Raw genomic sequence first — 17,674 nt, forward strand, 5'->3', positions numbered from 1 at the left:
ATGAAAGGGAAAATAGATCAAGCTCTGCCCTCGCAGTGGGTGAGAAAAAGCAATCAAAAGTTACGGGAGAGCAATGGCGTTATAAAGCTCTTGCTAGTCCTAGTCCTGCTCACACTTATTACTGTTATTGTCCTGCCACTGTTCGCGATGTTTAAGCAGGCGTTCATGGATTCAGATGGAAATCTGGTTGGCTTCACTCATTTTTCATCGTATTTGCAGTCAAGATCACTCATTCAATCGATGCTGAACACGATTACCGTATCCACAGCTACAACCGCGATTGCTGTGCCGCTTGCCTTTGGGCTGGCGTTCGTATTGACTCGCACAAATATTAAAGGCAAGTCCTTCTTCAAAGCTCTTGCCATGCTGCCCTTATTCGCACCAACCATGATGCACGGGCTCGCGCTTACTTATTTATTTGGTCATCAAGGTCTTATCTCTACGGGGTTGTTCGGACTGCTGCCGTTCGAATGGCGAATTCCACTCTATGGAAAAGTAGGCATCATCATTTCTGAGGTCATCTATACGTTTCCGCAGGCGTTTCTTATTTTGTGCGCGGGGCTTGCCGTCAGCGATTATCGCTTGTATGAGGCAGCCGAGTCGATGGGCGCGAGCAGCTTGCGAAAAATGTTTACCGTAACGCTGCCGTCTGTAAAATATGCGCTGCTCAGCGCGGTTGTCATTTGTTTTACGCTCAGCTTCACCGATTTTGGCGCACCGAAGGTCGTAGGCGGACAGTATAACGTGCTGGCCACTGATATTTTTAAACAGGTTGTCGGCCAGCAAAATATGTCTATGGGAGCTGTAGTCGGCATCGTGCTGACCATTCCCGCCATTCTCGCGTTTATCGTGGATCGAATCGTCACGCGGAAGCAGCAGGCGTACGTCACATCAAAGTCTGTTCCTTATTCCGTGAAGAACAATCGGCTGCGCAATGTTTGGGCGTATACGTATGCGATTGCTTTATCAGCCATGATTTTGCTGTTAATGGGAGCTGTTCTGCTTGCTTCGGTCGTGAAGAAGTGGCCGTATGACATGTCACTAACGTGGAGCAACTTCGACTTCTCCAATGCAGCGGCAGGTGGCTTCGATCCGTTCTGGAACAGCATTGAGATGGCCGCTTGGACAGCGGTAATCGGAACGATCATTACGTTCTTGTTTGCTTATTTGATCGAAAATGGACGTGTCTATCGTCCGATCCGGCAAGCTGCTTATTTCTTGTCGATTTTGCCACTGGCGCTTCCAGGGCTGGTCATCGGATTATCTTTTATTTATTTCTTTAATCATCCGTCCAACCCGTTTCACTTTATTTATGGAACGATGATCATTCTTGTTTTGGCTAATGTTGTGCATTTTTACTCCGTTCCATTCATGACGGCGACCGCAACTTTAAAAATGCTGGACAAGGAGTTCGACAACGTCTCGGAGTCCATGAATGTCTCGAAGCTGCGGACATTTTATCGCATTACGGTGCCATTGTCCTTGCCGGCCATATTAGAAATGGCAGTTTACTTTTTCGTAAATGCAATGGTGACGGTATCTGCACTGGTCTTTCTGTATGCGTCGGACTTGCGAATTGCCTCGGTTTCCATCGTCAGCATGGACGATGCGGGCGATACGGCGGCGGCGGCAGCGATGTCAGTACTCGTAGTGCTCCTCAATGTTGTCGTTCGCTTTCTGTATGAAGCGGGCACCGCAAGGCTGAGACGCAAAATGTCAGCTTGGCAGAAGCGATAAGGCGATGCCAAAAACAATTTTTCAAAAAAACAATTATACATTATACGATGGAGGTTTTTACTCATGATTAAAACAGTCATATTGGATTGGGCAGGTACAGTGGTTGATTATGGAAGCTTTGCACCGGTTGAAGCGTTTCGCCGCTTATTCGAAGAAAGAGACATTGAGGCGTCGTTCAAAGCGATTCGGAAGCCGATGGGTCGCATGAAAAAGGATCATTTGCGCGATATTTGCTCCGATCCTGATGTGTCTGCTGCATGGCAAGCGAAGTTTGGCAGCATGCCAAATGAAAATGATATTGATGAAATGTATGAAAAGTTTGAACCGATGTTGTTCTCCATTCTTCATCAATATGCAACACCAGTGCCCGGTGCGCTAGCACTTATTGAGAGACTGCGCGAGCAGGGCATCAAGATTGGAACGACGACAGGATATACGCGTCCCATGATGGACATTATTGCACCGGAAGCTGCGAAGCAAGGATATTCGCCAGATTGTACAGTAACGCCAGATGAAGCAGCCGAAGGCCGCCCGCATCCATGGATGATCTTCCGCAATGCGGAGCTGCTCGGTACGTATCCGATGAGCCATATCGTCAAATGCGGCGATACCGAAGCAGATATGAGAGAAGGCCGTCATGCAGGCGTATGGTCAGTAGGCGTTATTTTCGGCGGAAATGAAGTGGGTTTGACACAAGCGGAAACGGAAGCCCTGTCTGAGGGCGAGAAGGAGAAGCTGTTTGTTGAAGTTTCGGATCGCTTGATGCAAGCGGGAGCACATTTTATCATTCGTGAGATTGGCGAGCTGGATGGCGTTATTTCACACATCAACGAAAGACTACAAGCGGGGGATCGTCCATGAAATCACATAATGATGCATTATTGCTAACAGAAAATCCATATCTACTTCTTACGCCAGGACCGCTAACGACGACTCGAACCGTGAAGGAAGCGATGATGAAGGATTGGTGTACGTGGGATGATCAATACAATCAGCTGGTATCTTCGATAAGAGAGCGGCTCGTTAAGCTTGCTGCACAATCGGCGGCAGAAGACTATACTGCTATATTGATGCAGGGCAGCGGGACGTTTAGCGTGGAAGCCACAATAGGCACGGCGATGCCGAAGCAAGGCGGAAAATTGGCTATTGCCGTTAATGGAGCTTATGGCGAGCGAATGGTTCAAATTGCCGACGTGCTTGGTATTTCAGTTACGCCAATCCGTTTTGACGAGCGCAGCCCTATCAATCCGGAAGTCATCGAGAAAGCACTTAAGGATGATCCGCAGATTACACATGTTGCCATCGTACATTGCGAAACGACAACAGGTATCCTTAACCCTTTGAATGAAATAGCTCAAGTTGTTAAGCGCCATAATGTCACGTTTATTGTTGACGCTATGAGCAGCTTTGGCGGTGTAGCTATGGACATAGATGAGCTGGGCATTGATTTCCTCATTAGCAGCAGCAACAAATGTATACAAGGGGTACCGGGTTTTGGTTTTGTAGTTGCCCGCCGTGATGCCATTGCCAAATGCAAAGGCCATGCGCGCTCTTTATCGCTTGATTTGTATGACCAATGGGACATGATGGAGCGCTCGAATAGCAAATGGCGTTATACTTCGCCGACACATGTTGTTCGCGCATTCGATCAAGCGCTGAAGGAGCTGGAGCTTGAAGGCGGAATCGCGGCTCGTGAAGCTCGTTATAGTAGCAATCAACAAGTAATAACTGAGGGGATGGAGGCTGCTGGTTTCAGTGCGCTGCTGCCTCGTGAATGGCAATCTCCTATTATTACAGCATTTCGTTACCCAAGCGCTAACTTTTCATTTGAATCATTTTACGGAAGCTTGAAGAAGGAAGGTTTTGTTCTGTATCCAGGGAAGCTGACCTCGGAGCCGACTTTCCGAATTGGCAGCATCGGTGATGTTAATCCAGCAGATATGGAACGATTGGTTCATGTGATCAAAAGCATTTATTCATCCTTTGACAAGGAACAGTAGGAGAGTGAAGACGATGAAAGTATTTTGTCTTGGCGGTGCAGGTCGAATTTGTATGGAAGCGGTGCTGGACCTTGTTCAGTACTCCTCATTTGAGGTCATTACGATTGGTGATTTCAATCTGGAAGCGGCGCAGCAGCTTGCTGCCTCACTGAATGATAAACGTGTCAATGCAGTCAGAGTGAATGTGCATGATCATGCGGCAACGGTAGAACAGCTTCGCGGCTACGATATTGTAATGGATGGAACTACAATTACATTAAACGGCTTGTCGACGGCATGTATTGCAGAGGCTGGCTGCCACGGCATTAATTTGAACGGCTTTGGCGAAGAAGATGCAAGCCACGATGTATTTGTCCGCAACGGAAAAATGTGTTTGCCTGGCTTCGGGATGACGCCGGGTGTAACGCAAATGATGGCGATGCATGCTGCTAATCAGTTGAAGGAAGTGCATGAGGTACGGGTTAGTCATGGCTCATACCGGCCGATTGCATTCTCCAAATCGATAGCGGAAACGACGGTTTATGAGTATGATCCGAAGCTGCCGGGACGCGTAGTTTATGAGAAGGGGCAATTCATTCAGGTGGAGCCGTTTGCTCGTCCACGTGAAATTGAGCTGCCAGAGCCTTACGGCAAATCGATTCAATACATTATTCCGCACGCAGAGACACGAACGCTGGCAAAAGCGCTTGAGAGCAAGGATGTTCAGTTAATTGAAGTACGCGGTACATGGCCTCAGCAAAATATGAGACTCGTCCGTGCGTTATATGACTATGGGTTTATGCGCAACGATCGTATAAACATTGCAGGCCAGGAAATTGGCATTATGGATGCGATTGGGCAATACTTATTCGAATCGCAAGAAGGCCATGAAACAGAATTATACGGTTATTCTCTTCATATTGAAGTAACGGGAATATCGGCACAGACTGGCGAAGCTTGCAAACATACACTTACCCATACACATCCTGCATCGGATGGTTCAGTAGAAGGCTGGGAGAAACTCCGTGCGTACACTAGAAACGTCGGAATTCCACTTGCGATAGCGACGGAGCTTATTGCGAGCGGTCAGACGTTATGCAAAGATCAAACAGGAATCATCACACCGGAAGAAGCTTTTGAACCGAGCATTATATTTGAGCAGCTAAGCAAGCGCGGCATTCTCATTCATGAAAAGATTGAGAGTTTAGTTGAAGTAGGCTAGAATACGATTAATAATCAAAACAGTAGACTAAGCTGAAGACGAAGGGGAAATAGAGATGTCGCTAGCCGGAGAAGAGCGGAAGCAGATCATCATTAATATGCTGCAGCTAAAAGGGAAGGTTCGAACGCCGGAGCTTGTGCAGGCGCTTGATGTATCATCGGAAACGATCCGCCGTTATTTGGAGGAGCTGGAGGATGAGCTTAAGCTCAAGCGAGTATACGGCGGCGCCGTTAAGATTAATGTGGAGCGGGAAGAGCCCGCTTATGTTCGGCGCGAGGTGCAGCAGGCTGAAGAGAAAAGAAGGATCGGACGAGCTGCCTCCTCTCTCATTCAGGATAAAGACGTTGTTGTCATCGACGATGGAACAACCACGCTGCAAATGATCGATTCACTTGCTTACAAAAAACAACTTACCGTTCTTGTTACATCCGTTTATACCTTAAACTTGCTGATTGGCTACAAAAATCGCAATATATTTGATGGTGAAATCGTGCTTATTGGCGGTCGCATTAACCCGAAGCATTACCGGACATCCGGTACGCTTGCGATGGAGTTTATGTCCAATTTTAATGTGGACAAGGCTTTTATCGTTGCTGACGGCCTACAGATTGATAGCGGTGTAACAAGCTATGAGGATGAGCGCGGCGTGTTGGCTAGAACTTTCATGAAACAAGCCAAGCAAACGATCGTGTTAGCTGATTATACGAAGATTGGGACGAACCATTTTTATAAGATTGCCGATTTTAAAGAGATTGATATGATTATTAGCGATGTGGCGCCTCCGCAGGCTTGGCGTTCCAAGCTTGATGATCAGGATGTGCACTGGATTGTAGCAGAATAGCTGTTTGTGGCAAAGGAATCTTCGAGTCTAATAGGACTTGGAGGTTCTTTTTTTTATACCAACCAAATGCAAATTACTCAAAGGAAAAACACATCTAATTAGTGGAAATCAAAAACAAAACAATTTATTTACTTGTATTTTACAGTGCGTTAAACAAACAAGCATATAGTAGGAATAGAGAAGAAGAACAAACAAAGGGAGAGAAAAAAATGAAAAGAAGCTGGTTTCTGCTTGTGAGCATGATAGTTATCGTTACGGTATTATCCGCATGCGGAGGTAACGGAGGATCGAGCAATAAAGGAAATAACAAAATGGGCAATACTTCAGAAGCAACTGAATCAACAGAATCGTCGCTTGATACGGATAGCAAGGAACTTACCGTATATACTGCGCTTGAGGATGATCTTATTAAAGAGTATTTGAAAACTTTTTATGAAAAATACCCCGACATCAAATTGAATATTGTTCGTGATTCAACAGGTATCATTACGGCTAAGCTGCTTGCTGAAAAGGATAATCCGCAAGCGGATGTCGTGTGGGGCGTTGCAGCAACAAGCTTGCTAGTACTGGATCAAAACAGCATGCTGGAGCCTTATTCTCCTGCTGGCGTAGATCGGATTCTTGCTGAGTTTAAAGATACTAGAAGTCCGGAGCATTGGGTAGGCATTGATGCATGGGAGACTGCTTTTATTGCTAATACGGTTGAGCTGGAGAAAAAAGGTTTGGCCGTACCGAAAACTTACGAGGATCTGCTCAAGCCAGAATATAAGGGTCTAATCACGATGCCTAACCCTGCATCATCTGGTACGGGTTTCCTTACGGTATCGGGCTTGGCGCAGCTGCTTGGAGCAGATAAAGCATGGGAATACTTGGACAAACTGCATGAGAACATTGGCATCTACACGCACTCAGGTTCGAAGCCGGCAAAAATGGCTGGTACTGGCGAATATCCAATCGGGATCTCCTTCGGATACCGCGGTATTAAAGAAAAAAGCGGCGGATCTCCCGTTGAAGTAGTGTTCCCGGCAGAAGGCTCAGGCTGGGATGTTGAGGCAAATGCAATGATTAAGAAATCGAAAATGAAAAAAGCAGCACAGACGTTTTTGGACTGGGCAATTACAGACGATGCAATGGCTGAATATAGCAAAAACTATCCGATCGTAGCTGTGAAGAGTGACACTAGCGTCATTCCAGAAGGTTATACTAAAAACCCGATTGAGCAATTAATCAAATACGATCTGCAAGAAGCGGCTAAACAAAGAGATACTATTTTAAAAGAGTGGAGCAACCGCTACGACAGCAAGAGCGAGCCGAAATCATAATAGTTGTATAAAGAAAAAGGCTGACAAGCGCTAGTTAAGCTGCTGTCAGCCTTTTCACTAGCACGCTCCCTATTGAACATAACGAAAAACACGATTTGGAAGGAGAATGGACATGTTGTTGAGAGTGAAAAAAATAGCAATTTTGTTAATAGTGATGACGTTGTTTTCTGGCGTCTCTACGCTAACGGGCGTTGGCCGCTCAGCCTTGCTGCCTTCTGCACATGCTGCGGCTGCAACGTTGTCGCTTACCGTCAATCAGAAAAATGCGGCAGTCGGACAACCAGTTGAGGTCGTTGTAAAAGGGGAGCAATTAAATGATTTATATGGCTTCGAGATTAAACTGAAGTACAACACAGCAAAACTTAAATTCAAACAGGCAACAGCAGCGTGGAAAGGAATGCCCATTTCACCGATTGATAAGGATGGGGTTATAACATTCGCTCATACGAAGATTGGGAAGGATAGCGGAGTGAGCGGATCGGCAGCTATTGCCACGTTTACTTTTGAGGGAGTTGCGAGTGGAAAGGCGAACGTTGAGCTGGTAGAAGCAAAGCTGGTCGATAGTCAGGTCAAGGCGGTTCAGCTGAAAAATGCGGCGAAGCTGGCTTTGCTCTTAAGCTCTTCGACGCTAGTATCCTTCAGTGACATCAAAGGCCACTGGGCTGAGGCAAATATTACAAGAGCGGCTTCGCTTGGCATCGTAACAGGCTTTGAGAACGGTGCTTTTCAACCTAATGGCTGGGTAACGCGTTCGCAATTTGTTGCTATGATCGGCCGTGCATTCGAGTTGAATGCTAAGCAAGCGAAGGAAGTTAATTTTAAAGACAAGGGACAATTTCCAGCTTGGGCAGAGGCGTTCATAGCGGAGGCTGTGAATGCTGAGGTAATTAGCGGTTATGACGATGGTACTTTCCGGCCAAACCGCCATATTACAAGAGCGGAAATGGTGGCAATGACGATGCGTACATCTGGTTTTCCGCTCGACGAGAACCCGTCAATTCGTTTTGCGGATGCCTCGCAAATACCAGCTTGGGCTAAGCCGGCTGTAGCGGCTGCTGTTTCTCGTAATCTGCTTAAGGGGAGAAGCGGCAATCGCTTTGAACCGCAGGCAAAGGCTACTCGTGCAGAAGCATTGACGTTTATTTTGACGCTCATCGATAGCCAGAATAAATAGACTTGTTCACCCAGAGCAGAGGCGTTTAGTCATTGCAAGAAAGTGTGGGCGGGCATAAAAAATGAGCAGGAGCACATTTTACGAAATAGCCTATACCCTTTTTACTAAAAATCATAGGATACTGTACCTTAGTAAAAAGGAGATGAACAAATGGGCTATGGAGTAGCAGGGGTTGGCGCAGGAAATTGCGGACCTTCTTATCCAGTTGCAGGTGTTAGCAATTGTGGAGCTGGAGTTGGCGGCTGGGGAACTGGTATCGGTATTATATTGGTACTTTTCATTTTGCTTGTTATTATTTCCCGCGCTGTATGCTGGTAGTCAACAAAGCTTGCTTGTAAATCGGAATCAATGCGTTTTCCACTAATTGAAATAGTATTAAACCCCCAAGTGCCTGAGCCTTGGGGGTTTTGCCTGTTTATGCTATTCTCGAACCTCTGCAATGAGTTCGATTTCAACTGGCGTATGGAATGGAAGATCGCTTGTACCGATCGCGGACCTTGCATGGCGTCCATTTTCTCCGAATACTTCAATGAGCAGATCCGATGCGCCGTTCAGCACATAAGGCTGATCGCCGAAACCGGGAGCGCTGTTGATGAAACCAAGAATTTTTACGATTTTTACGACACGGTCAAGGTCGCCTAGGTGAGCTTTCATCGCCGCAAGCAGGTTGATAACGACTTGGCGCGCTGCTTCTTGTCCTTGCTCGATCGTTAGATCAGAGCCGATTTTACCTTCATACATGAGAACACCATCGATACGGCAGTCGAAGCCGGAAGTATAGATGAGATTGCCCGTTTGGTTGACCGGAATGTAGGAGAACTTAGGTTTAGTCGTTTCAGGCAAAACAATTCCTAGCTCAGCAAGACGTTTTTCAATAATAGACATTATAAAACAGCTCCTTGTTTATCAATTGTGTATTGCGGGTTAACTAATGCGTGCAGCAGTGCTGCGCGCGAATAAGATTACCTTCGCGCTTATGCGTGTGTTCACCATGTGAAAGCGTGAGCTGGCCGGCAACGATAACATGCGAGATGCCGGACGGATATTGACGCGGGTCCTCGAACGTTGCTGTGTCTTGAATGACAGCTGGGTCGAATACCGTGATGTCAGCAGCATATCCTGGCACAAGCAGTCCTCTTTTGCCAAGTTTAAAGCGCTGTACGGGAAATGAGGTTAGCTTGCGAACCGCTTGCTCAAGCGACAGTACCTTATCTTCACGCACATATTTGGCAAAAACGCGTGGAAAGGTGCCGTACGTGCGCGGATGAGGCTTGCCGATCTCGCAGTTCAAGCTGTCGGATGCAATCAATGATTTCTCATAACCGATGACCTGCTTCACATCGTCGTCGGACATATGGAAGTAGACAATCGCGATTTGAGCATTCTCCTCAAGCAGAAGATCCATCATGCAATCGACGGGATGTTCTCCTCGAAGCTCGGCAACCTCGGCGATTGATTTGCCTTCGAGCGCCTTGTTCGCTTCGGTCTGAATCGAAGAAATAATGATGCTGGACCAGCCAGTTGAACATACAAGATTATCCCAAGTGTCCTGCTCGCGGCTTAGCTCTTCTTTGATCCGCAGGCGCAGCGCCTTATCGCGGAACGCTTCAAGTGTTGCATGAATGCCGCCCTCTAGTACCCAAGGAGGGAGGACGGTTGTTAAGGTGGTGGAGCCTGCCGCGTAGGGATAAACATCAACTGTGACGTCCATACCACGTGCTCTTGCCGCTTCTACAAGCTCCAGCGCATCAAGCGCTTTACCCCAATTGGCGCGGCCAGCTGCTTTCAAATGACTGATATGCAGCGAGATGCCGACTCGTTCAGCGATCCATATGACCTCTGCAACGGACGGCAGCAAGTTATTGCCCTCACCGCGAATATGTGTGGAGAGCAGACCGTTGTATTTAGGCAAAACGCTGCAAAGCTCAACCAGCTCTTCGCGTGAAGTATAGCTGCCAGGTGCATACAACAAACCAATTGATAATCCGATTGCGCCTGCTCGCAGCCCTTCTTCAAGCAGTGTCTTCATCCGCTCGATTTCGTCTTTCGTCGCAGGACGGTTCTCGAAGCCCATGACTGCGATACGCAGTGCACCGTGTGCTACATAGGTGGCGATGTGCTCCGAAGGATTGGATTTGCTGACAAAATCCATATATTGACCAACCGTTTCCCAGGGCCACTCCCAGCTTGTACTCCCAAGTACGGGCTGCACATACGACTGCAGCAGTGCGCCTTTACTCCGAATAAATGGAGCAGGGGCGAGGCCGCAGTTGCCGACAACCTCAGTTGTTACCCCTTGCTGCAGCTTAATTTCACTGTAAGGATGATCAATAATCATCAGATCCGAGTGGCAATGCCCATCGATGAAGCCAGGAGAAATCACTTTGCGTCCCACATCAATAATTTGGCTAGCCTCTTGATCAATTTGGCCGATAGAAACAATGATGCCATCTTTGACTCCAACATCGCCGCCGTACCAAGGATTGCCGCTGCCATCGACGATTTTGCCGTTTTTCAAAATAAGATCGAGCATGTTATAAGCCTCCTCCTTCTCGTTATTCGAGCATTCCGCGAGCCGCTACAGTCGTTTTGTGAAGCTGCCCACTGGAATCCTTGATGTAGACAAAGCTGTGCAAATTAACGGTGCTGCAAATATGATTGGGGATGATACGCACCAAGTCGCCAACCTGATAGTTGGAATCCGGCTGTACACGAATCATGCCGTGCTCCTCATTCATTCGCTCCAAAATCGCTTCAGGATCTCCGATGATATGGCCGAAGCCCTTAAGGAATAAAGGTGAATTGCCCGGTTGTACGTCCGTTGCGAATGTTTTGCTGCCGCCGTCAATGATGATTAAATCTTCATAGGGCCTGCTGACAATGGTAGCCAGCACAACGACGGCACAATCCTCAAGCGTACATGTTCCGAAAGCTGCCTGCATTCGGTCTTGATAAATGTAAGTCCCGGGACGAACTTCAGTGATGCCGTCAACTTCTGCAGCGAACAGCGCAGTAGGCGAAGAGCCTACACTTACATCCTCAATGGCGATGCCTGCGCTCCGTAGTACTGCAGCAGCCTCAACCATTAAGCGCCCCTCTTCATGGCCGGCTGCTTGCAAATCGAGCGTCGATGCTCCGCCGACCATAGCCCCTCGATAGGTGAAAATACCGCTAAGCTTTATGCCGACAAGATCATTGATTTGCTTCGCAAGCTCCACGGCTTTGTCGATCGCAACTCCTGTACGACGAAGTCCCGTTTCTAGCTCCAGGCGTACTTCCAACACTGCGCCTTCACGCACGGCTGTCTCAGATATGCGCTTCGCACCCTCTAAGCTATCGACTCCGATAATTAATCGAACGCCGGATAGACTGAGCCGAGCTGCACGCTCAAGCTTGGATTTGGCCACTAACGGATAAGCGACAAAAATATCACGAATGCCGCCGCTTGCCATGATCTCCGCTTCGGAAATTTTGGCTACGGTGATGCCGATGGCACCAGCTGAGAGCTGCTTTGAGGCCATTTCCGGCAGCTTATGTGTTTTGGCATGGGGACGAAGCTTTACGCCGCGTTTCGCGATAGCTTCTGCCATTGCAGCAATGTTGTTATCGACAGCATCACTGTCGATGACAACGCATGGTGTTTCTAGCTTAAGCAAGGCTTCCTCATCTTTGCGTACGTTCAATATCTCGCTCATTCGCTTGCTCCTTCATCGCTATCTACACCTTTGGATTCTTCCAAATAGCTGTATAACGTAAATTTTGAAATGCTCAAATAGCTGCAAACCTTCTCGCCTGACTTTTTAATGAGAAAAGCACCCTTTTGATCAAGCAATTGAATGATTTTAATTTTATCTTCTTTGGTCATGGCAGCTGGCGGCTTGCCAATCGTGACCTGCGCTTCCTGTATGAGCGTATCGAGCAGGTCGTTCACGTTGCTGACAAACGATTCCCGAACCGGCTGTAGTCCGCTCGCTGTCAGCGATTGAAGCGTTTTCTCGGCAACCATCAGATCGGTAATGTCGAAGTTGATGCAGAGCGCTCCAATGATGGTGCCAGCGTTATTTTTTACATACATGGAGGTCGAACGGAGAATACGTCCATCCTTCGTCTGGGTAACATAATTATGGCGGTTATCACCCTCGGAGGTGCCTCTCATAATTTCCAGTCCAAGATTCGTGCCAGGATCTCCTACATTTCTTCCGGTGACGTGGCCGTTCTCGATGACAACAATGGTGCTGTCTACGGGCTTTGACCAGTCATGCACAACGACCTCGCAATTGTCTCCAAACTGCGCGGTTATACCTTTGGCCATCTCCGTCAAAAATAGTAATTCTTGAGATATTGATTCCACTTGCATTCACTCTCCACTTTCTTAAAGCCTCATTGCCCACATGGTACTACGACTTACTCGAAAAATCAAACAAAAAATCTGTTAACCTAAAAAAAAGTGTGATAGGATGTTTTTAAACTTTTTATTGCTACGAGAAAAGGAGAGTGGGGATGAGAGATGCGCTGGATTAGTAGCTCATTAAAGCGTAAGTTATCCTTTTTGCTGCTGCTATCGGTTCTCATTCCGCTGCTCGCGCTGGGCTTATTTGCCTACAACATGGCAGCGACAGCTACGGAAGAGAAGGCAAAGCAATCGGGCAAGAGCCTATTGCGTCAGACGGGTACGAATCTCGAATTTATCGTTCAAGATATCGAGAATATGTCATTATTTTTGATTGGGCAAAAGGATGTACAGCAATATTTGAGCAGTTCAGGAGAAAATGCGGTTAAACAAACGCAAATGATTGAGTTTCTATCTAATCTGGTGTTCTCCAAATCGTATATTTCGGACATCACGATTTATCCGCAAAGCCAGTCCCATCCCGTTTCAAATACAACGATTTTTGAGACGGAATTATCCGAGCTGACTGGAGAAGATATTGAGCATTATCAATCTAGTGCAAAATGGTGGACAAGCCGTTACGAGACGGATACAGCAGCTGGGGTGAAGCAGGTAATCTCACTCGTCCGGCCGATTCGCAGTCTGAACAGCTTCAAACAAATTGGAACGTTGGTCATTAGCCTTAACGAAGAAGCTGTTTCCAAGCTGATGAATCAGGCGGGCATTTCAGCGGGGGGCTACGTCGTTCTGTCCAATGAGAAGGGACAAATCTTGTCCGGCAGTGATCAAAGCAGGTCAATGATGACAATGGAAGCCCTGCTGCCCGGCTTGACGATAAGAGGGAATGCAGGAACGCTCAACTACGGCCATGGTGAAAGTAAACAGACCATACTTTATGACACGGTTGCTGATGTAGGCTGGCGGCTGACGGGCGTCATGCCCTTCACAGAATACAAAGCTCAAAATAATTACGTCCTGCAGCTGATGGCGATCGTCATTATTTTTTCGATGCTGCTCGTGGCCGTACTCGTTCTATACTTCGTTCAACGCGTGACCAATCCGCTTATTATGCTGACGCAGTTTCTAAAGCACTCGAACCCGGAAGAGCCGATGCAAACGTATCCGGTGGAAACGATGGATGAGGTAGGACAGCTCGTGCGAAGCTACAATAAGCTAAGCGAGCGAATTGAAGGTTTGACGGAGCAGGTAAAGCTGGAGGAATCATCAAAAAAAGAAGCGGATATGCATGCGCTGCAAGCGCAAATCAATCCTCATTTCTTGTACAATACTCTATCCTCTATCCACTGGATGGCGCTCATGAATCAAGATGAGAAGACGGCCGATATGGTAGGCAGCTTAAGTGATTTTATGCGATTCAGCTTAAACAATGGCGAGGAGTTTTGCTCGGTTGAGCAGGAGGTGGCGCATGCCGGCCATTATGCCAATATTCAGTCGATCCGCTTCCCGGACAAGTTTGAGTTTATCGTTCAGGTCGATCAGGAACTAATGGACTTAACGATGCTGAAGCTTCTTCTGCAGCCTTTAATTGAGAATGCACTTATTCATGGTATTCAGAAGAAAGCTGAAGCTGGTTTGATCAAAGTAACCGCACATATGCAAGGTTTGTTTATGTCTTTTGCTGTAGAAGATACAGGCGTTGGCATCGACTCGGTTAAGCTGGCTGCTATATATAAAGAGCTCCACGGACCGGATGATCGCAAAAAAGAACGTGATCGCCTAGAACGCGGCAGCTATGGACTTCGCAACGTTCATAAGCGGTTGCAGCTGCATTACGGGGCAGAAGCAGGCTTGCGCATTGAAAGCTTGGACGGAATAGGGACACGCGTGTCCTTCTCGATCCCGATGTTACACGAAGGAGGCAAAGCCTAATGAAGCTGTTAATCGTAGATGATGAGGTCATTATTCGAACAGGTCTGAGCACCGTTATAAAATGGGCAGAACTTGGCTACGAGCTGCTGCAGCCGGCAGCATCAGCCGAGGAGGCGCTTGCTCGTCTGGAATTGGAGCAGCCGGAAATTGTATTGACGGATATTCAAATGACGGGACGCAGCGGACTAGAGCTTGCGGGAGATGTCAGGAGACTGCTGCCTGATAGTGAGGTCATTATTTTGACAGGCTACGATCAATTTTCCTATGCCCAGCAGGCGATTCGAGAAGGAGCAGGAGATTATTTGCTCAAAACGAGTCGGCCCGATGAAATCATCCGAGCGGTAAATGGAGCGAAGATGCGAATTCTGCAAAAGTGGGAGGCACTAAAAAAAGACCAGCTACGCGACAGATTGCTTGAGAGGCTGATTGCTGATACGGAAATTGACAATCACTCCGCAGAGAAAGCGGCGAAGCTTCTGCCGAAGCTGCGATTGAACGAAACCTTTTTTTATCAAACGGTAATTGTCTCGGCGGAAGGCTGGGGAAATGAATCGGGACACGGCTATTTATTGCTGTTTGCCGTGCACAATATGATAAGCGAGCTGATAGATGGAGAAGCTCTTTTGCGTAAAGATAGTCTCGTCATTCTCCTTAGGCATGAAAGCATGCGAGCAGATCAATCACAGCTCGCTAGATTAATGGAGAGGGTAACAAGGAAGCTGAAATGCAAATTGTTCGGGGCAACAGGCACAGTTGTTTCAGACTGGCACAAGCTTCAGGATTCGTACACGGAGGCTTCTTATGCTTTTTTGTTCAAAGGAATTATAGGCCAAGAAGGATTGTTGGCTTACGAGGATATAAAAGGACGCCGAGGCGGACGTACCGTCTGCTCGCAGGAGGAGGAAGGACAGCTCACAGCGTTATTCCAGAACGGAACGGACGCGCAGCTTTACCAATGGGTTCAAGAGCTCATTGAACTCCAGCTCAAAGATGCAGATACGACGCCAGATTCCTTGCAGAAGTTTCTTCAATCCGTCCAAATTTCTGCCCACCGCTGGGTGGAGCGAGTCATTGCCTCTTTTGGGGAATCTGCTGCCCTCTCCAAAGAGAAGTTTGCTAACAGCATTTCTCCCTCCCCAAACACTGATAACGGAGTTGGATTGCTGTATGAGCAGCTTCACCAATTGATGATGCTGTACCGTGAGACGATCGGACAAGAAGGCATACCTTACATTAAGCGTGCGATTGCTTATATTCATGATCATTTGGACAAAGAGCTTACATTGCAGCAGGTTGCCAAGCATGTTCATTTGAATCCAAACCACTTCAGCGAGGTATTCAAGCGTGAGACGGGTCATACCTACATTGAATTTGTAACTCGCATGAGAGTGGAGCGCGCCAAGCGGCTTTTGGATGAATCACCGATAAAGGTGAGTGAGGTTGCAAGCCGCGTGGGCTATACGGATATGAAGTATTTTAGCCAATTGTTTAAACGGTTTACGGGTTTTACACCTTCGGAATACCGGACGAGAAGCTGAAGTTTATCTACCCTACTCCTGAGTTCTGTCCCCTGCCCATGTCGCCTATGATTCCCTATACTCGGAGGTAAGACAAATATCAAGGAGGAAACATGACATGAAGAAGACACTAACAATTGCAATTATGGTCACTCTAATGATTTCTATCTTGGCAGCGTGCGGCGGAACAAACAATAACGGCAAAAAAAATGAGGACGGCAGTGAGCCGGCAGCTGAGAAAGTGAAGCTAAGCCTATGGCATAACTTTACCGGCGACGATCTTAGAGCGCAAACGATGCGTTCGATTATTCAGCAGTTCCAGACCGATCATCCGAACATTACGCTCGATATTCAAGCGATCCCGCCAGACGGTTACAAGACGCGTCTAAAAACGGTCGCTGCGGCAGATGAAATGCCGGATGTATTCATTTTATCCAATGGCTCTATGACACAGGAATTTTCAGCAGGCAAACTTATTCAGCCGGTTAATGAGCTAATTGACAGCCACCAAGAATGGAAAGAAGGTTTCATGCCTAATTCCTTCGACGCTTTCACAGTAGATGGCAACATCTATAGCGCACCGATGGGCTTGTCTCCAACATCGATTCTATACTACAACAAAACGATTCTTGAAGAAAACGGCCTTACTGTCCCAAAAACATGGGATGAGCTGTTGAATGCAATTAGCGTGCTGAAAGGCAAAAATATTACGCCAATCGCTCTAGGCAATAAAGCGGCTTGGCTCGCACAATCCAGTATTTTCAGCTCATTGGCTGACCGTGTAACAGGTACGGAGTGGTTCTTGAAAGCAGCAAGCCAAGATGGTGCGGCATTTACGGACCCTGAATTTGTACAGGCATTAACTTACATGCAGCAGCTAGGTACGGCAGGTGCATTCCAAGACGGATTTAACGCAATCGACAACACGCAAATGGAGCAAATGTTCGCACAAGGCAAAGCTGCGATGATGATTGACGGCGGCTGGGCATTGTCGAATCTAGCTTCCAACGCTTCAGAAGATGCACTTAAAGCAATGGGCGCAACGGTTCTTCCATCCATTCCTGGTGGAAAAGGCGATCCTAATTCTCTATCTGGTGTCGTAGGTGTCGGCATGGGTCTAGGCAAGGATGCGATTGGTCCGAAAAAGGACGCAGCATTTGAACTTATCTATGCGATGTCAGGACCAGAAGCGCAAAAACGTACGCTTGAGAGCAATCAGCTTGTCAGCTACAAAGTAGAGCTGGATAAGAGCAAAGTTTCTCCAATCTTTAGCGAAGTATATGAGCTTGTGAACAGCGTGAAGATGACGCCGGTGTATGATGGCAAGTTGACTTCTGCAGGAGCTGAAGCCGTGAACAATGGACTACAGGAGCTGTTGATGGGTGGCAAACCGGAAGACATCGCGAAAAAAATCCAAGAAGCGCAAGCGAAAGCGCTAGGAAAGTAACATAGCTGCTCGGTAGTTAGGTTATTGGGTACAGGGAATTTCCTGATCGCATGAAGATCGGCAAGCTGAAGTCCTTTACAGCAAGCACAACTGGAAGCTGCTAAAAAGGATCGCATGCCGAAGCTGTCAGGAAATCCCCGTGCTCTTACTAGCAT

At 47.4% G+C, this 17,674-nt stretch carries 15 protein-coding genes; 11 read left to right on the forward strand and 4 right to left on the reverse strand.

Features of this window, described 5'->3' with window-relative positions:
• From AC1DOV_RS22860 to AC1DOV_RS22895, 8 genes are all read left to right on the forward strand, one after another.
• Complete coding sequence (locus AC1DOV_RS22860) at positions 1–1,737, forward strand: putative 2-aminoethylphosphonate ABC transporter permease subunit (RefSeq protein WP_441877116.1); 1,737 nt, start codon at positions 1–3, stop codon at positions 1,735–1,737.
• 63 nt (positions 1,738–1,800) lie between these two features.
• Complete coding sequence (gene phnX / locus AC1DOV_RS22865) at positions 1,801–2,598, forward strand: phosphonoacetaldehyde hydrolase (RefSeq protein WP_441877113.1); 798 nt, start codon at positions 1,801–1,803, stop codon at positions 2,596–2,598.
• The gene (phnW, locus tag AC1DOV_RS22870) at positions 2,595–3,737 is read left to right on the forward strand and encodes a 2-aminoethylphosphonate--pyruvate transaminase (RefSeq protein WP_477551167.1); all 1,143 of its coding nucleotides are present in this window, start codon (positions 2,595–2,597) and stop codon (positions 3,735–3,737) included. Before phnX ends, phnW begins: the two co-directional genes overlap by 4 nt.
• 13 nt (positions 3,738–3,750) lie before the next feature.
• On the forward strand, positions 3,751–4,938 hold the full coding sequence (locus AC1DOV_RS22875) for a saccharopine dehydrogenase family protein (protein ID WP_441877107.1): 1,188 nt from the start codon (positions 3,751–3,753) through the stop codon (positions 4,936–4,938).
• Between the two features lie 55 nt (positions 4,939–4,993).
• Positions 4,994–5,779 (forward strand): DeoR/GlpR family DNA-binding transcription regulator, encoded by a 786-nt coding sequence (locus AC1DOV_RS22880; protein WP_076269749.1) that lies wholly within the window; start codon positions 4,994–4,996, stop codon positions 5,777–5,779.
• A 209-nt stretch (positions 5,780–5,988) separates the two neighbouring features.
• On the forward strand, positions 5,989–7,101 hold the full coding sequence (locus tag AC1DOV_RS22885; protein ID WP_477551168.1) for a putative 2-aminoethylphosphonate ABC transporter substrate-binding protein: 1,113 nt from the start codon (positions 5,989–5,991) through the stop codon (positions 7,099–7,101).
• A 112-nt stretch (positions 7,102–7,213) separates the two neighbouring features.
• Positions 7,214–8,275 carry an S-layer homology domain-containing protein gene (locus AC1DOV_RS22890; protein ID WP_477551169.1) on the forward strand — a complete coding sequence of 354 codons (1,062 nt, stop codon included), beginning with the start codon at positions 7,214–7,216 and terminating at the stop codon, positions 8,273–8,275.
• 150 nt (positions 8,276–8,425) lie between these two features.
• On the forward strand, positions 8,426–8,593 hold the full coding sequence (locus AC1DOV_RS22895; RefSeq protein ID WP_441877098.1) for a hypothetical protein: 168 nt from the start codon (positions 8,426–8,428) through the stop codon (positions 8,591–8,593).
• A gap of 102 nt (positions 8,594–8,695) precedes the next feature.
• Here AC1DOV_RS22895 and AC1DOV_RS22900 read toward each other — a convergent pair whose 3' ends face one another.
• The 4 genes from AC1DOV_RS22900 to AC1DOV_RS22915 are packed head-to-tail and all read right to left on the reverse strand — an operon-like array spanning position 8,696 to position 12,626.
• Positions 8,696–9,160 (reverse strand): RidA family protein, encoded by a 465-nt coding sequence (locus AC1DOV_RS22900; RefSeq protein ID WP_076269751.1) that lies wholly within the window; start codon positions 9,158–9,160, stop codon positions 8,696–8,698.
• Positions 9,161–9,203: 43 nt separating this feature from the next.
• Positions 9,204–10,808, reverse strand: coding sequence for an N-acyl-D-amino-acid deacylase family protein (locus AC1DOV_RS22905; RefSeq protein WP_441877095.1), 1,605 nt, complete (start codon positions 10,806–10,808; stop codon positions 9,204–9,206).
• Positions 10,809–10,830: 22 nt separating this feature from the next.
• Positions 10,831–11,970, reverse strand: coding sequence for an alanine racemase (locus tag AC1DOV_RS22910; protein ID WP_477551170.1), 1,140 nt, complete (start codon positions 11,968–11,970; stop codon positions 10,831–10,833).
• Positions 11,967–12,626 (reverse strand): helix-turn-helix transcriptional regulator, encoded by a 660-nt coding sequence (locus AC1DOV_RS22915; protein ID WP_076269800.1) that lies wholly within the window; start codon positions 12,624–12,626, stop codon positions 11,967–11,969. Before AC1DOV_RS22915 ends, AC1DOV_RS22910 begins: the two co-directional genes overlap by 4 nt.
• 156 nt (positions 12,627–12,782) lie before the next feature.
• Between AC1DOV_RS22915 and AC1DOV_RS22920 the strand changes: the two genes are divergently transcribed.
• The 3 genes from AC1DOV_RS22920 (at position 12,783) to AC1DOV_RS22930 (ending at position 17,519) form a co-directional block, all read left to right on the forward strand.
• Positions 12,783–14,555, forward strand: coding sequence for a cache domain-containing sensor histidine kinase (locus tag AC1DOV_RS22920; protein WP_441877088.1), 1,773 nt, complete (start codon positions 12,783–12,785; stop codon positions 14,553–14,555).
• Positions 14,555–16,093, forward strand: a complete 1,539-nt coding sequence (locus AC1DOV_RS22925) for a response regulator (protein ID WP_441877085.1) — start codon at positions 14,555–14,557, stop codon at positions 16,091–16,093. The genes AC1DOV_RS22920 and AC1DOV_RS22925 overlap by 1 nt, the downstream gene beginning before the upstream one ends.
• A gap of 97 nt (positions 16,094–16,190) precedes the next feature.
• Positions 16,191–17,519, forward strand: a complete 1,329-nt coding sequence (locus AC1DOV_RS22930; RefSeq protein ID WP_339207380.1) for an extracellular solute-binding protein — start codon at positions 16,191–16,193, stop codon at positions 17,517–17,519.
• Positions 17,520–17,674 lie beyond the last annotated feature (155 nt).

It is taken from the genome of Paenibacillus sp. 01T47, assembly GCF_056398245.1.

Excerpts from the sequence above, each read along its gene's own strand:
- AC1DOV_RS22920 (WP_441877088.1), top strand. The coding sequence starts at position 12,783 with ATGCGCTGGATTAGTAGCTCATTAAAGCGTAAGTTATCCTTTTTGCTG.
- AC1DOV_RS22900 (WP_076269751.1), bottom strand. The coding sequence starts at position 9,160 with ATGTCTATTATTGAAAAACGTCTTGCTGAGCTAGGAATTGTTTTGCCT.
- AC1DOV_RS22925 (WP_441877085.1), top strand. The coding sequence starts at position 14,555 with ATGAAGCTGTTAATCGTAGATGATGAGGTCATTATTCGAACAGGTCTG.
- phnX (WP_441877113.1), top strand. The coding sequence starts at position 1,801 with ATGATTAAAACAGTCATATTGGATTGGGCAGGTACAGTGGTTGATTAT.
- AC1DOV_RS22895 (WP_441877098.1), top strand. The coding sequence starts at position 8,426 with ATGGGCTATGGAGTAGCAGGGGTTGGCGCAGGAAATTGCGGACCTTCT.
- AC1DOV_RS22930 (WP_339207380.1), top strand. The coding sequence starts at position 16,191 with ATGAAGAAGACACTAACAATTGCAATTATGGTCACTCTAATGATTTCT.
- AC1DOV_RS22880 (WP_076269749.1), top strand. The coding sequence starts at position 4,994 with ATGTCGCTAGCCGGAGAAGAGCGGAAGCAGATCATCATTAATATGCTG.
- AC1DOV_RS22890 (WP_477551169.1), top strand. The coding sequence starts at position 7,214 with ATGTTGTTGAGAGTGAAAAAAATAGCAATTTTGTTAATAGTGATGACG.
- AC1DOV_RS22910 (WP_477551170.1), bottom strand. The coding sequence starts at position 11,970 with ATGAGCGAGATATTGAACGTACGCAAAGATGAGGAAGCCTTGCTTAAG.
- AC1DOV_RS22905 (WP_441877095.1), bottom strand. The coding sequence starts at position 10,808 with ATGCTCGATCTTATTTTGAAAAACGGCAAAATCGTCGATGGCAGCGGC.
- AC1DOV_RS22875 (WP_441877107.1), top strand. The coding sequence starts at position 3,751 with ATGAAAGTATTTTGTCTTGGCGGTGCAGGTCGAATTTGTATGGAAGCG.
- AC1DOV_RS22860 (WP_441877116.1), top strand. The coding sequence starts at position 1 with ATGAAAGGGAAAATAGATCAAGCTCTGCCCTCGCAGTGGGTGAGAAAA.
- phnW (WP_477551167.1), top strand. The coding sequence starts at position 2,595 with ATGAAATCACATAATGATGCATTATTGCTAACAGAAAATCCATATCTA.
- AC1DOV_RS22885 (WP_477551168.1), top strand. The coding sequence starts at position 5,989 with ATGAAAAGAAGCTGGTTTCTGCTTGTGAGCATGATAGTTATCGTTACG.